Source organism: Fervidobacterium nodosum Rt17-B1 (assembly GCF_000017545.1).
Lineage (GTDB): Bacteria > Thermotogota > Thermotogae > Thermotogales > Fervidobacteriaceae > Fervidobacterium > Fervidobacterium nodosum.
Map to the genome: position 1 here is coordinate 1,419,351 of NC_009718.1, position 14,407 is coordinate 1,433,757.

Annotated in this window: 18 protein-coding genes; 12 read left to right on the forward strand and 6 right to left on the reverse strand. The window is 34.8% G+C overall.

Annotated features, from left to right (window positions below; genetic code table 11):
- The first annotated feature begins 57 nt into the window (after positions 1 to 57).
- The 7 genes from secA to FNOD_RS06905 all read left to right on the forward strand — a co-directional run bounded on the left by secA (position 58) and on the right by FNOD_RS06905 (position 6,669).
- Entirely contained in the window at positions 58 to 2,652 is a 2,595-nt protein-coding gene (secA, locus tag FNOD_RS06875; RefSeq protein ID WP_011994469.1) for a preprotein translocase subunit SecA, read from the forward strand.
- Positions 2,653 to 2,680: 28 nt separating this feature from the next.
- Positions 2,681 to 3,412 carry a cyclic nucleotide-binding domain-containing protein gene (locus FNOD_RS06880; RefSeq protein ID WP_011994470.1) on the forward strand — a complete coding sequence of 244 codons (732 nt, stop codon included), beginning with the start codon at positions 2,681 to 2,683 and terminating at the stop codon, positions 3,410 to 3,412.
- Positions 3,399 to 3,722 (forward strand): cyclic nucleotide-binding domain-containing protein, encoded by a 324-nt coding sequence (locus FNOD_RS06885; RefSeq protein WP_011994471.1) that lies wholly within the window; start codon positions 3,399 to 3,401, stop codon positions 3,720 to 3,722. The genes FNOD_RS06880 and FNOD_RS06885 overlap by 14 nt, the downstream gene beginning before the upstream one ends.
- A 79-nt stretch (positions 3,723 to 3,801) precedes the next feature.
- A complete protein-coding gene (gene mce, locus FNOD_RS06890; protein WP_011994472.1) occupies positions 3,802 to 4,209 on the forward strand; it encodes a methylmalonyl-CoA epimerase in 408 nt (135 codons plus the stop codon).
- Positions 4,210 to 4,255: 46 nt separating this feature from the next.
- Positions 4,256 to 5,794: an acyl-CoA carboxylase subunit beta gene (locus FNOD_RS06895; protein ID WP_011994473.1), complete on the forward strand. Its 1,539-nt coding sequence runs from the start codon at positions 4,256 to 4,258 to the stop codon at positions 5,792 to 5,794.
- Positions 5,795 to 5,830: 36 nt separating this feature from the next.
- On the forward strand, positions 5,831 to 6,232 hold the full coding sequence (locus FNOD_RS06900) for an OadG family protein (protein ID WP_011994474.1): 402 nt from the start codon (positions 5,831 to 5,833) through the stop codon (positions 6,230 to 6,232).
- Positions 6,226 to 6,669: a biotin/lipoyl-containing protein gene (locus FNOD_RS06905; RefSeq protein WP_011994475.1), complete on the forward strand. Its 444-nt coding sequence runs from the start codon at positions 6,226 to 6,228 to the stop codon at positions 6,667 to 6,669. Before FNOD_RS06900 ends, FNOD_RS06905 begins: the two co-directional genes overlap by 7 nt.
- 227 nt (positions 6,670 to 6,896) lie before the next feature.
- Here FNOD_RS06905 and FNOD_RS06910 read toward each other — a convergent pair whose 3' ends face one another.
- From FNOD_RS06910 to FNOD_RS06920, 3 genes are read right to left on the reverse strand one after another with little or no spacing between them, the layout of a single operon-like run.
- Positions 6,897 to 7,703 (reverse strand): Rossmann-like and DUF2520 domain-containing protein, encoded by an 807-nt coding sequence (locus tag FNOD_RS06910; RefSeq protein WP_011994476.1) that lies wholly within the window; start codon positions 7,701 to 7,703, stop codon positions 6,897 to 6,899.
- 9 nt (positions 7,704 to 7,712) lie between these two features.
- Positions 7,713 to 8,651: a methylmalonyl Co-A mutase-associated GTPase MeaB gene (gene meaB / locus FNOD_RS06915; protein ID WP_011994477.1), complete on the reverse strand. Its 939-nt coding sequence runs from the start codon at positions 8,649 to 8,651 to the stop codon at positions 7,713 to 7,715.
- Positions 8,648 to 9,058, reverse strand: coding sequence for a cobalamin B12-binding domain-containing protein (locus FNOD_RS06920; protein WP_011994478.1), 411 nt, complete (start codon positions 9,056 to 9,058; stop codon positions 8,648 to 8,650). Before FNOD_RS06920 ends, meaB begins: the two co-directional genes overlap by 4 nt.
- Positions 9,059 to 9,523: 465 nt before the next feature.
- Here FNOD_RS06920 and FNOD_RS06925 point away from each other — a divergent pair, with 465 nt between their 5' ends.
- Genes FNOD_RS06925 through FNOD_RS06930 form a run of 3 tightly spaced genes read left to right on the forward strand, consistent with a single transcriptional unit; the run spans position 9,524 to position 10,715 of the window.
- Positions 9,524 to 10,063, forward strand: a complete 540-nt coding sequence (locus FNOD_RS06925; protein ID WP_011994479.1) for a hypothetical protein — start codon at positions 9,524 to 9,526, stop codon at positions 10,061 to 10,063.
- Positions 10,047 to 10,196 (forward strand): hypothetical protein, encoded by a 150-nt coding sequence (locus FNOD_RS09855; protein WP_238374575.1) that lies wholly within the window; start codon positions 10,047 to 10,049, stop codon positions 10,194 to 10,196. Before FNOD_RS06925 ends, FNOD_RS09855 begins: the two co-directional genes overlap by 17 nt.
- A 42-nt stretch (positions 10,197 to 10,238) precedes the next feature.
- Positions 10,239 to 10,715, forward strand: coding sequence for a polyhydroxyalkanoate synthesis regulator DNA-binding domain-containing protein (locus tag FNOD_RS06930; protein WP_011994480.1), 477 nt, complete (start codon positions 10,239 to 10,241; stop codon positions 10,713 to 10,715).
- Positions 10,716 to 10,757: 42 nt separating this feature from the next.
- On the opposite strand, the gene FNOD_RS06935 is transcribed toward FNOD_RS06930, so the two are convergent.
- The 3 genes from FNOD_RS06935 to speD all read right to left on the reverse strand — a co-directional run bounded on the left by FNOD_RS06935 (position 10,758) and on the right by speD (position 12,726).
- On the reverse strand, positions 10,758 to 11,285 hold the full coding sequence (locus FNOD_RS06935; RefSeq protein WP_011994481.1) for a helix-turn-helix domain-containing protein: 528 nt from the start codon (positions 11,283 to 11,285) through the stop codon (positions 10,758 to 10,760).
- 98 nt (positions 11,286 to 11,383) lie between these two features.
- Complete coding sequence (speE, locus tag FNOD_RS06940; protein ID WP_011994482.1) at positions 11,384 to 12,271, reverse strand: polyamine aminopropyltransferase; 888 nt, start codon at positions 12,269 to 12,271, stop codon at positions 11,384 to 11,386.
- A 41-nt stretch (positions 12,272 to 12,312) separates the two neighbouring features.
- Complete coding sequence (gene speD, locus FNOD_RS06945) at positions 12,313 to 12,726, reverse strand: adenosylmethionine decarboxylase (protein ID WP_011994483.1); 414 nt, start codon at positions 12,724 to 12,726, stop codon at positions 12,313 to 12,315.
- Between the two features lie 324 nt (positions 12,727 to 13,050).
- Between speD and FNOD_RS06950 the strand changes: the two genes are divergently transcribed.
- Together FNOD_RS06950 and FNOD_RS06955 are read left to right on the forward strand one after the other, a co-directional pair.
- A complete protein-coding gene (locus tag FNOD_RS06950) occupies positions 13,051 to 13,638 on the forward strand; it encodes a queuosine precursor transporter (protein WP_041256958.1) in 588 nt (195 codons plus the stop codon).
- 27 nt (positions 13,639 to 13,665) lie between these two features.
- On the forward strand, positions 13,666 to 14,403 hold the full coding sequence (locus FNOD_RS06955) for a lipoate--protein ligase family protein (protein WP_011994485.1): 738 nt from the start codon (positions 13,666 to 13,668) through the stop codon (positions 14,401 to 14,403).
- Positions 14,404 to 14,407: the final 4 nt, after the last annotated feature.

Consider the following 14,407-nt stretch of genomic DNA (forward strand, 5'->3'; position numbering starts at 1 on the left):
AGTCATTTGTTTGTAATTAAATTAATTAAAAATTGAAAACTTGGGAGTGATTGATAAGTGCTTGGAAACTTAAAGAAAATATTTGATAAAAACGAGATAGAAATAAGGAAAGCGAGGAAAATCGTTGAAAGAATAAATCAATTAGATGAAAAGGCAAGAAAAACAAGTTTTGAAGAAATGAAGAGTTATATTTTACAGTACAAAGGCAAACTGGAAAATATTGAAGAATTAGATGAACATTTGGAACAAGTATTTGCTTATGTGCGCGAAACCGCAAGAAGAACAGTTGGAATGAGGCATTTCGATGTTCAACTTATCGGCGGTATTGTTTTGCATAAAGGAAAAATAGCTGAAATGAAGACTGGAGAAGGAAAAACTTTGGTCGCGACCGCCCCAATAGTTTTAAATTCACTTATGAACAGGAATATCCACGTTGTTACGGTGAACGACTATCTTGCTAAAAGAGATGCTATGTGGATGGGTCCTATTTATCTTGCCCTTGGTTTAAGGGTGGGGATAATAAATACAACTGGAAAAGCTTACGAAGTTGTATGGAAAAATCCTGAATTAGCTGAAAAAGGGTTAAAAGAAAATTACTGTGTCTGGCCTGACGATTACGATGGAGAATTTTTATCAGACGAGATGAAAGTTAAAAAAGCAGTCGAAGCTTTTGAGGTTGATATAATTGAGGTAAGTAAAAAGGAAGCTTACAGATGTGATGTTACATATGGAACAAATTCGGAATTTGGATTTGATTACCTTAGAGATAACCTTGTTGTCTCACTTGATGATAAAGTTCAGATGGGGCATTTTTACGCAATTGTTGATGAAGTGGACAGCATCTTAATAGACGAAGCAAGGACCCCATTGATTATAAGCGGCCCATCAAAAAACAATGCATCTGTCTACAAACATTTTTACCAAATAGCAAAAAGATTAGAAAAAGACAAACACTTCAAGGTTGATGAAGAGCATCGAACAGTATTACTTACAGACGAAGGCATTGAATATTTGGAAAAGCTCCTTGGCGTTGATAACCTATATGACCCAGCGAATGTGAATAGTATATATCATATAACAAACTCATTGAAAGCGATTCATCTTTTCAAAAAGGACGTCGATTATATAGTTCACAACGGACAAGTTTTAATCGTCGATGAATTCACAGGGCGTGTTCTTCCTGGAAGGCGTTACAGTGGAGGTTTACATCAGGCTATAGAAGCAAAAGAAGGAGTTCCAATTAAGGAAGAGAGTATTACGTATGCTACGATAACGTATCAAAATTATTTTAGAATGTATGAAAAACTTGCTGGTATGACCGGTACGGCAAAGACTGAAGAACAAGAATTCAAAGCAATTTACGGTATGGATGTTGTGGTAATACCGACTCACAAGCCAATGATAAGAATTGACCATGACGATTTGATTTACAGATCAGTTGAAGAGAAATACAAAGCGATAGTTGAAGAGATAAAGAAAAGGCATGAAAAGGGTCAACCTGTCTTGGTAGGTACAACTTCCATAGAAAAGAGTGAAAAACTCAGCGAAATGCTTAAAAAGGAAGGTATACCCCATCAAGTTCTAAACGCGAAATACCACGAAAAAGAAGCGCAGATTGTTGCGCAAGCTGGCCAGAAAGGTATGGTAACGATAGCGACAAACATGGCGGGACGTGGTACGGATATTAAATTAGGACCTGGTGTAAAAGAGTTAGGTGGACTTTTGATAATAGGTACTGAACGCCATGAAAGTAGAAGAATCGATAACCAACTTAGAGGTAGGTCTGGAAGACAAGGGGATCCTGGCGAGTCAATATTCTTCCTTTCGGTTGAAGACGATTTAATGAGAATATTTGGTGGCGACAGAATACAAAAAGTAATGGATATGGTCAAGATAGAACCAGGCCAACCGATATATCATCCACTATTAACGAAACTCATTGAACAAGTACAGAAAAAAGTTGAAGGTATAAACTTCTCCGTAAGAAAGTACCTTCTTGAACTTGATAGCGTTCTTGATACTCAAAGAAGAGCTATATATGGTTACAGAGACAATATACTTGAACGCGATGTCGATGACTTTATAAGTGAAGCTATCGATAATTTTGTTGAAGCAAGAATTGAAGAGTTTTGTTCTGGCGTGGAATGGGATTGGGAAGGTTTGAAAAACTCATTTGCAGTTATAAAAGATTTTGTAAAAATAGATACTAAAATAGATGATAAAGAAAAGCTGAAGCAGGATATAATTGAACAAATCACAAAGGCTTACAGATTGAAAAAAGAAGAATTTGGTGAGGATTTTGAGCATGTTGCCAAATTTATAGTACTTAGGATAATAGATGAAAATTGGAGGCAGTATTTAGAAGAAGTTGAGCATGTAAAAGAATCTATTAGACTTAGAAGTTACGGTCAAAAAGATCCTGTTCTCGAGTTTAAGAAAGAAACATACGATATGTTTAATGACATGATGATGCGGACATACGAACTTTCAGTTTCGTACTTACTCAACTTGAGACGTGTTGACAACAAAGCTGAAGAAGAAAGTAAGAAAGAACTTGCAAAGGTCAGCACTGTGCATGACGAGTTCAGATTAATTGCCGAAGAAAGCAAAGATAGCGATAAGAAAAAGCCCAAGTTGAAAATAAAGAGATGATGGGTTAGCAAATTGGGAGGAGTATCTGGTGAAAATAGAAGGTGTGATACTCAAAAGCGGAGAAATTCCGAAAAAGCTTTTTAAGGTAATTTCTGGGACCGTACGTGAAACAAGGCAAAATACGTACCACGATCTTGTTAGTGGAGATTATATAGCATTAATGGAATATTTACTTTCGATTCCATTAGAGGAAGATATAGTTGCAATCGAAGAAAGTGAAATTGTAGAAATAGACTTTGAAAGTGAATATTTAAATATAGTAAAAAAGATTGTCGAACTTAGGAAACTAATAGATGAAACATCCATCGATATTGACAACATGGTTTTAAGCGATTTTAATTTTGAAAATATTGAATTGGATGATTACCTTAATCAAATTGAGCAATTACTCACACTTGCGGCAGGCGAACTTCCGGATGATGTTCAAGAAGCCCTAAAACAAATAGAACAGCTTGAAGATGATAAGATAATAACGAAAGTTAACTTAGTCCGCAGATTTATTGAGAAATTTCCAGATGACGAGAGCGGGCCAAGACTTTTAATAGAAACAGCTTCAAAAGTTTATCTTTTACTAAATGATAGATACCTCACAAAAGCTTTGTTAAAGAAAGTTTTAATAAATTACTCTCAAAAACTTGATTATTGTTATGAAGCGACCAAAATATTGAAAACTGTATACGAAGATGAAGGTAATATACTATGGCGAAGGTATGAAAAAATTGCAAAAGTTATTGAGGTGATTTTGCGTGGAAACGCTTGAATTCAAAGATAATCAAATGATTATACAAAAAGGTGAAAAAGGTGAATATGTTTATGTTTTAAAATCTGGAAAAGTGAAAATAAAAGTTAGTAGTTATGAAGTAATGATGTTCGATGAAGATATATGTGTGTTTGGCTTAGAAGCATTGATTGACGAACCTTACACGGAAACGTGTGTGACGGTAGGAAATGTTAAGGCTATAAAGTATCAACCATCGGAATTTATGGAAATATATGCAAAAACGGAAGTTGGAAAGAAAGCACTTGAAAGTTTCATGAGAAGGACCGCAAAAGTTCTTGGATGGATTTGATTAAGTTTCAAAAAAGAATTAGAATATCAATATAGAGACTTATAAAGAAAATTATATTGCTTGCTTTGGGGGTGGATTTATGCACACTAATAGGATCGACCACATAGGTATAGCTGTAAGAGACGCTAAGGAAAAATTAAAATTATATCAGGATTTTCTTGGTTTGGAGGTTACCGAAATTGAAGAACTTCCAGAAAGAGGCTTAAGGGTGTATTTCATAAAGGTTGGAGACACTAGGATTGAATTGCTTGAACCGATGAACGAAAATTCTGAAGTGTCAGGATTTTTGGAAAAGAAAGGCGAAGGAATTCACCATTTAGCTTTCAATGTTCATGGGATAGAAGAGGCAGTCAGACTTGCAAAAGAAAACGGATTACAGCCACTTTCTGAAGAACCTAAAAAAGGTGCTGGAGGTACAAAAGTTTTATTCCTTCACCCAAAGACAACAGGCGGAGTACTTATTGAATTGGTAGAAGGTGAACATTAATTGTATTCACATAAATAAAATATCTTCGAGGGGAGTGAATCCGTAAATGGACGAACTTATACAGAAATTGAAAGATTTAGAAAAGGAAGTTGAAATTGGCGGCGGACAGGACAAAATAGACAAGCAACACGCGGAAGGAAAACTTACAGCAAGAGAAAGATTAGAATTATTATTCGATCCAGGTACATTTGAAGAGATAGATAAATTCGTGAAGCATAGAAACACACAATTTGGGCTGGACAAAATGAAATTGCCTGCCGATGGTGTTATAACAGGAATTGGTAAAGTAAATGGCAGGCCTGTTGCCGCATTTTCACAAGATTTTACGGTCATGGGTGGCTCGCTTGGTGAAATGCACGCGAAAAAGATTGTGAAAATAATGGATATGGCGATGAAACTTGGGATTCCACTCGTTGGTATAAATGACTCGGGTGGTGCAAGAATACAAGAGGGCGTTGACTCACTTTACGGGTACGGTGAGATTTTCTATAGAAACACACTTGCATCAGGTGTCATCCCTCAGATAACAGTTATCGCGGGGCCATGTGCAGGTGGAGCAGTTTATTCTCCGGCTATCACGGACTTCGTCGTGATGGTTGATAAAACTGCTCAGATGTTTATCACAGGACCAAACGTTATAAAGGCAGTGACCGGCGAAGACATCTCAAAAGAAGATTTGGGGGGTTCATTTGTACACAACTCTAAGAGTGGAAACGCTCACTTCTTGGCGTCAGATGACAAACAAGCAATAGAAATGGTTAGAAAGCTCTTATCCTATATACCACAGAATAATATGGAAGAACCATTGCCCGAGGATAATTTCAGTATTCCAGATATATCTGATATACATACATTAGTACCTGTTGATTCCAAGAAGGGGTTCGACGTTCGAGATGTTATAAAAAAGATAGTTGATGAAGGTACATTCTTTGAAGTTCACGAACATTTTGCGAAAAGTATTGTAGTTGGTTTTGCAAGAATCGGCGGAAGATCTGTAGGTATTGTTGCGAACCAACCAAATTATCTAGCTGGAGTATTGGACATTGACTCTTCTGATAAAGCGGCAAGGTTCATAAGATTCTTGGATGCCTTTAATATACCAATAGTCACATTTGTTGATACACCTGGTTACCTTCCTGGGGTAAAACAAGAGCATGGTGGAATAATAAGACACGGTGCCAAGTTACTTTACGCATACAGTGAAGCAACCGTTCCAAAGATTACAATCATTCTAAGAAAGGCGTACGGAGGAGCATATATAGCTATGGGAAGTAAACACCTTGGAGCAGATTTTGTTGCTGCGTGGCCAACAGCTGAAATTGCTGTTATGGGGCCGGATGGTGCTGCAAACATAATCTTCAAAAAAGACATAGATGCATCAGAAAATCCAGAGGAAACAAGAAAACAAAAAATAGAAGAGTATAGACAACTGTTTGCCAATCCATATGTAGCTGCATCAAGGGGATACATAGATGCGGTAATTGATCCACGTGAAACAAGAACATGGATAGAAAAGGCTCTTGAATATGGTTCAACGAAAGTAGAACCAAGACCCAACAAAAAACATGGAAATATACCTTTGTAATTTGTAAGTAGTAATTAATTCAAAAGAGGTGGTTGTGTGAATAATCCAATTGAATTAACAATAACTATTGTTGGTGTAGTCACTGTCTTTGCAGTTTTCGTTATCTTGTATGGAGTTTTTAAATTAATGGAAATTATAGGCATTAGTCAAAACAAAAAAGTTAAAATGCCGAAAGAAAATCAACAGTCTTCCAAACCTAATGTTGAAAATGCGGTTATCGTGGAAAATTCTACAGCGAGTATCTCAGTTACAAATATGACGCAAGGGATTGAAAACGAGGAAGAAATAGCGGCGGTTTTTGCTGCGATATATTCTCTTTTTGGAGAAAATGTTGTTGTTAAATCCATAAAACCAGTGCAACGTATAGTTGAGAAAAAAGGAAAAAGAGGATGGAATGAATGGAGAACATATGGTTGGAGAGGTGGAAATAAATGGTGAGAAAATTTGTTGTTCGAGTTAATGGTAAGGAGTATGTTGTGGAAGTTGAAGAATTAGGAATGCAAACTCAGGCATCTGTTCAAAGCGTTACTCAGCAAGCGCAAGCTTCTCAACCTGTCCAAACAGTGCAAACACAACAATCAACACAACCAGTCCAAGCGGTTAAAACAGTTCAACCGGTTCAAGAGGAAAGTAAACAAACACAAGTGTCATCTACATCGTCTGGAGTAAAAATTGTAGCTCCAATGTCTGGTGTCATTTTGAAAGTGCTTGTTAGCGAAGGTCAAAAAGTTGAGTACGGTCAGAAAGTTGTCATCCTTGAAGCGATGAAGATGGAAAATGAGATAGTTGCAGATAAACCTGGGGTTGTGAGGAAAATACTTGTTAAAGAAGGAGACAACGTAGATACTGGCCAAGCGCTTGTTGAGTTAGGATAATAAATAAAAAATTAATTTGATAAAAAGCGGACAAACCTAAAAAGTTTGTCCGCTTTTTATCGTATAATTAGTAAAGAGGAATCTATTTTCTATAAAGTAATTATGAGTTTGTTTGCGAATTACAATATTTTGAAAGGTGAAGTTACATCTTCTATAAATCACAGTAGTTCGCATAAAACAAAAAAGTGCCATTATTGGCACTTTTTCATATAGAATACTCAAAGGGTTTAAAGTACAATTTTTCGAAGAATTTTTACAAATTGTTGGTATAAATCCTCGTTTATCCCGTACTTTTCTTTGAAAAACTCTTTAAAAACCTTTCCTTCTTCTTCTACCACTTTCCAATCTTTTCTCTTAACAGGTCCAGTTAAAGCATCTTTTAAATCATACTTTGATATATTTTTACTGACCGATTCCATCAGTGTTGATATTATTTTTCTAGCGTTTTCATTATCTATTCCTATATCTTCGTATATTTTTAAGGACAAATACGCAAGTGCCATAGGAAAGTTGCTCGATATAACCGCCGCAAGATGATATAAAGCTTTGTCATGTGTTGAAATTGTTACATACTTTCCTCCGACTAATTTTACAATTTTCTTCGCTATTTCTAAGCCTTTTTCGGAACCTTCTATCCCAAATAAAACGTCTTTAAAAGAGTAATATTCATCTGCAACTGAGCAATTAGGATGCATAGAAACAGGGGACCATTCTTCAGGAAATATTGCGGATGAATGAAACCCACTGAAATGTACCGCTATTATATTATTGACTTTTCTCTCCAATTTTTGTTGTATATAAGGTAATACTGAATCATTTACTCCAAAAAGTACGATACCATCCAATAGAAAATCATCATCGTAAGTAACTGGTATACCGTCTAACTCTTTAGCAAGTTGTTCGGCTTTTGCTCTATCTCTTGAAAGAATATGCCCAAATTTTGTTTTTCCCTTTAATTGTCTTGCTATAGAGCTGGAAACTTTTCCAATGCCAACTATATTTATAAATAATTTTGATGGGCTTTTCGTGCTCATAATCTTGGTTCATTCCTCTTTATCACATATTTTTCCAATTACAAAATCAACTAATTCTAAGACATTCTTTCCATCAACGCTGTACTTATCAAGCAACTTGGATATTTTTTTATTCAATATAGTTTCCACATGCTTCTTGATTCTTCTTTGAGCTCTTAAAGAAATTTCACCACTCTGATATAAAAATTCACGGTGATTTTGAATTTCATTGTAAAGTTCATCAATTCCTTTTCCTGAAGTTGCTACGCACATAACTATAGGCTTTTTGCTATCTGAATAAGATAATATTGTTTCTAGGTTTATTTTTAGTATTTCTGCGCCTTCAAGATCGGCTTTGTTTATGACAAATATATCGCCTATTTCCATTATTCCAGCTTTCATAAGTTGAATTTCATCACCGCTTCCGGGCGAAAGAACTAGTACAACAGTGTCTGCTACATAAGCAATATCTATTTCGCTCTGACCAGCACCGACAGTTTCAATTATTATATAATCGAATCCAAATAACTTATAGAGTGTAATCACACCAAAAATTGAGTCGTTTAGACCTCCAACATTACCTCGACTCCCCATGCTTCTTATAAATACGTCATTATCTGTAAAATGCCTTTTCATCCTTATCCTATCACCCAACAGTGCACCACCAGTAAATGGGCTTGAAGGGTCAATTGCTATTATACCTACGCTCTTTCCATCTTTTCTTATCCTTGTAACATAAGAATCTGTCAATGTACTTTTTCCAGCTCCTGGACTACCGGTTATTCCAATGATATGTGTTATTCCATTCTTCTCTAAAAGAATATCTTTAAAATTTTTTTCAATTTCAAAGACTAACTCCGGATTATTCTCAACCATAGTTATAGCCCTTGAAAGGGCAAATTGATCCTTTTCGATGATTTTATCGGTGAGCTTTAATAAGATTTCCGACTCTTTGGAAAATTTTTTCATGCTTGCTCTACACCTTGCTTAACGACCTCGTTAATTTTTTCTACAACTTCTGAAATTGGAGTTCCTGGGCCAAAGACAGCTTTAATTCCCATTTTCAAGAGTTCTTCGGCATCATCGGCTGGTATGATTCCTCCAACAAATACTGGAACATGGAAATCGTATTTTTCCATCAATTCGAGAACTTTTTTACATACGCTCATATGTGCGCCAGAAAGGATAGATAAGCCTATAATATCGACGTCTTCTTGCATAGCTGCTCTTATAATCTCCTCTGGAGTTTGTCTTAACCCAGTGTAAATAACTTCCATACCAGCATCTCTTAGACCTCTTGCCACAACTTTAGCACCTCTATCATGCCCGTCCAGTCCGGGCTTTGCGATAAGAACTCTAATTCTTTTCCCTTCCATAATCATCACCCCACAACCTTAGATTTTTGTTTACAAACCTATTTTATCACTCAAAAAATCTTTTTCAAATATTGGAAAAAGTTAAAAAACAAATTAAATTACACCAAAGTTATTCAATGAAGCTAATAATTTAAATCATTTAATTAATGCGTATTTTTAGTCTGTTTTATTTTGAAAAAAGCCTTAACCAAAATTTGAAATAGAATATTTTACATATAGATTAAAGCAATCGATGAAAATAAAAGGATGTTAAAAGCACAGATTACACATTGAGACATTAATAAATACTATCGTAATTTATCGTAAAGCGATAAATCTAATTAACAAATAATTTTTTCATTATTCGATGGATGTTATTATGCATTGCATAATAATTAACAAAGTTGATACTTTACTTGTAACATAAAAATTGGAAGATATTTAGAATTTGAAAAGCTTCCTATTACAGGATTAAGGTATTCTTATATGATAAACGATGGAACTTTTGGTTTATATGTCTTTTCAACATTTGAAAATTTACCTTCTTCAACACCATCTTCGTATGTCTATACCGTAAAATCAAATTTAAATGATGAAACAAAAATGTTGATTTTAGCTTCAATGAAAAATAACAACTCACACATTGTTTTCGAAAATCAAAAAGTTATTGACCAATTCGCGTATGCCTTAAATTGGTATGGAAATGTGTTGTGGCTTGATTACGGAGTTTTAGTAACATATCAGAAAGCAAAATATTTAATTGTTGATAAAATTTTAGAAGATGGTGTTCATCTCAAATGGCCGTTTGTTTACACGACTTCATTATCGCTTGTTTATCAAGTACCATCTTCTAGTCTTATAGTTCATAACTACACAGCTTTTGAGACTGAAAATAGGAGTACATTTAAATTACCAGTTGAAGGTTTAGGAGAAGTTGAAATAGAAGAAAAAGTACCGAGTATTTTTGAAGATGTTTTTGGTGCAGAATATCAAATTGGAAACAATGGACTTGAATGTAGAATCTGAGGAATTTGATGTTATGTACGAAGGTTTATATAATTTTGATGATTACACATCACTTTTTGCAAGAGGATTATACAATAAATTAGGTGATAATGATAAAAATTTACTAATGCTTGGGATAAAAGCTAGTTATTAATCTTCCTGGGGGGTTCTCCTCCCAGATTTTTGGAGGAATACAGTGAGGATAATAGAAAAATATAAGAACAGAAAATTATATGATACGAATATGAAAAAATTTATCACTTTAAATGATGTTGCAAATTTTGTTAAAGAAGGGGAGACGGTAAAAATCATCGATAGCCTGGGTAATGATATTACCCAGGAGATTTTTTTGAAAGCAAGAATAAAAGGTAAGATTTTTTGTAGCCTAAAAAAGGAAATGATAGAAAGATTAATCCAGGGTTTTATTAAAATTTTTAAAGGAAATACAGACGACTTTATTGAAATACTTCTTGATCTTGTAAATCAAGGGGTATTGCCTGCAGATATTGCAAAAGAACTAGGAAATGCTGTAATCAAGCATTTTAATGAATTTGAAGAAAATATGAAAAAGGATATAATAGAACTTATTAAATCAACAGGTTTTGTTTCAAAAGAAGAGTATGATAAGTTAAAGGAAGAATACGAAGCTTTAAAGAAAAAATGTGAAAATTAATTTTTTTAATATTTGTGTAAAAAATCTATTTCCATGTTTTTTTCATATTGTTTGGATCCAAAGTATTTTTGCTTTTTCCTTCCCTGGGTTTCTGAGATAGTGGATACAATCTGCCGAGTAGTAAAAACAATCTCCTTCATTTGCCCTGTATTTTTTTCCATCGATATAAATTTCTACAGAGCCCTCGATAACATACCCGAACTCATCACCGTCGTGATAATCTTCTTGTTCTGTTTGTGAACCTGGTTCAAGCTCAACAATTTTTGCATCTATTTCTTTGTCTTCTATTCCATCCATTAGAATATCAATTTTTACACCTTTTGGTAATTCGTACATAGGTACCCTTTCATTTTTTTTGAAGATAATTTTCTTCTGTTCATCGCTAAAGAAGTGCTTTAAATCTGTACCTAATACCCTTAAGACCCGTTCTAATGTTTCAACAGATGGTGAAACTTTATCGCTCTCTAACTGTGATATAAAACTTCGTGATAAATCACATCTATCGGCCAATTCTTCTTGTGTGTATCCCCTTGCTAATCTTAGGCGTTTTATCTTACTTCCAATTTTCATGATTTCACCTCAACATACTTTAACTAGTTCTCTTGTTTAATTATAGTTATATTTTAGCATAAAAAACGGCAGGGATAACCTGCCGTTTTGTTAATTTTTTATTCTTCTATGTATTTTTTTACGAAATTCGGAAGTGCAAATGCAGCTATGTGTATTTCTTCATTGTAATATCTTAACGGTTCTCTGAAATTTTTTACTTTATCTGGATTGAAATCTTTAACTGGGTCAATTCCTGCTTTTGAAGCGTAAGTGTAAGACCAAATACCTCCGGGATACGTTGGCATAAAGCCAAGGTACATCTTTACAAGCGGGAAGTTTGCCTTAATTCTTTTGTAAGCAGTTGAACCCCATTCGTAGTCGTATGTCATGCCTTCAGTTTGAGCACACAAAATACCATCTTCTTTCAAAGCTTCGTTACATGCCTTGTAAAAGTCAAGCGTGAATAGGTGCCCACCTTCCCCTGCTGTTGGGTCGGTTGAGTCAATTATAATAACGTCAAACTCGTTTTTAAATTGCCTTACGAACTTCGCACCGTCTTCGTAAACAAGCTCTACTCTTGGGTCTGTTAACTTTGATGCGGTGTATGGGAGATATTCCATAGCAGCTCTTACAACAAGTTCGTCAATCTCACACATTACCGCTTTTTCAACGGATGGGTGTTTTAAAACTTCTCTTATGCTTCCACCGTCACCGCCACCGATAACAAGGACTTTCTTTGGATTTGGATGCATAAACATTGGTACGTGAACGAGCATTTCATGGTACATGAATTCATCGATTTCCGTTGTCATTGTAATACCATCTAGTGAAAACACTCTTCCATAAAATGGTGCTTCAAATATATCTATTCTTTGATACTGACTCTGGGCTGAGTACAAATATCTATTAACTTTCATGAATAATCCACCGGGATCTTTCGAATACCATTCCATATACAACATATGTCTACCGGGTTTTAATTCTTTTTCGAGTCCTTTATCAGCCATTCAGAGCACCTCCTTTTCGAAGTTTTTAAACTATAAAAACATTAGAATATTTCTGCCATTTCTGCTTCAACAGCTTTATGTGGTGCGTTTTCAGGAATTCCGACTTCATCGTATTTTCCTCTAAGGTGCTCAACGACATGTGCCCTTTGCGACTTGAATATCTTCTTTAAGTAAGAAAAAGCTTTCCATGGGTCGACATGGTCACCACATGTGAACAAGTCAACCGCTGCGTAACCGTACTCTGGCCATGTGTGGATCGTAAGATGTGACTCACTTATTACTACCACACCGCTTACTCCGTAGGGGAGGAACCGGTGGAAAGAAGAATTAACTATTGTCGCACCAGTTTCGTAAGCTGCTTGTTTCATATGAAACTCGATTGCGTCAATATTATCGAGCATTTCCTTGTCACAATCGTAAAATTCTGCGATAATATGTCTACCCAAACTTTTCATGTTAATCCCTCCCCATTTAAATTTTGATTATTGTTTATTTATGAGATATTTGGTAAAAGATAGAGATTTGTTTTTGTGCATTTAAATAAACACGATTATTCCATTTATATAATCATGTTTACTTAAGTGAACAAAATACGTCAGTATTACGGACAATATTATATACAATAAATCGGTTTTTTATGGTTACGTCCATGTAACGATTGTGGTAATTTTTGGTTTAAAAAATTTCCTTTATAAAACGTATGAAGTATAATAATTTGCATTTTTATTTTCAGAAAAATTAGGATATATAGATTGACAAAGGAGGTATTTAAAAAGTTTATGAATCAAGTAGAGAAGAAACTCATGACATTTACGACCCTTTTTATCACTGGTATTGTTATTTCAAACGTTATAGCATCTAAAGTTGTTAAAATAGGTTTATTTGTCTTCCCGGCCTCTATTATAAGCTATACTTTTACGTTTATTATTTCAAATATGGTTTCAGAAAGCGTAGACAAAAAGTACTCAAAACAGCTTATATATATGGGTTTTCTTGCACAAATAACCGCAAGTTTGTTGATAATATTAGGTTTGTTCATGCCTTCCGCTAACACTGAAAGAGGAGAAGCGTACAAGATAATTCTTGGAATGAATTGGCGCTTTACGATAGCGAGTTTATCAGCTTATGGGACATCGCAATTAATTAACCATTATGTTTTTAACAAAGGCTTATTTAAAAGTCCGCTTACTGCAAATCTTGTTTCAGTTGGCATCGCACAATTTTTCGATACATTAGTATTTACCTACGTTGCGTTTTTAGGTGTTTATAAAGGACTCTGGGGAATGATATTGTCTCAGTATGTAATTAAGGTTATAATTGTTATAGTTACGAATCCTGTTTTTCTATTAATCAAAAAGGCTAAATAAAGCTTTCAGGATACTTGAGGTGATAAGGTGTATATAATTGAGACTTACGGTTTTGACGGTGCGACAAATATGGCTTACGACGTGGCATTGGGAGAGTTAGCCGATGATGTGATTTTACGTTTTTACACATGGAAAAATCCAACTTTATCGTTGGGAAAGCACCAAAAAACCGATGATTTAGATTTTGAATATATAACGGCGAAAAATTTTGACATTGTGAGAAGACCATCTGGTGGAAGGGCTGTTTTGCATTGGGATGAAATTACTTACTCTGTTATTATTCCAAAAAATCATGAGTTATTTAACACGACAGTTTTGGAACTATACAATTTTTTGTCAGAATTACTAGTTAAAGGATTAAGAAAAGTTGGATATCCTGTTGAAATGGTTGAAGGGAAGAAAAAAACTGCGAGTCACGTTTGTTTCCAAACGCCTTCGGCTTATGAAATAGCCTTGAATGGAACAAAAGTTGTTGGAAGTGCTCAAACACGAACCCAAGATTACATATTGCAACATGGTTCAATTGTTTTAACACCGCACGACGAAATTAAATACTGCTTCAAGAGTACAAAAAGTCTTGATATACCATTGATTGGTCTATACGATTACAAATATGTATCGTTTGATGATATAGTTAGTGGGATAAAAGAATCATTTGGAGATTTCTTTGGTCAGCCAAAGCACTTTTTGAACCAAGACGTTTTATTTGAGAAGATAAATGATAAAATGCATACATTTAAGATAGTGACAAATGAGTCGGTTTAGAAAG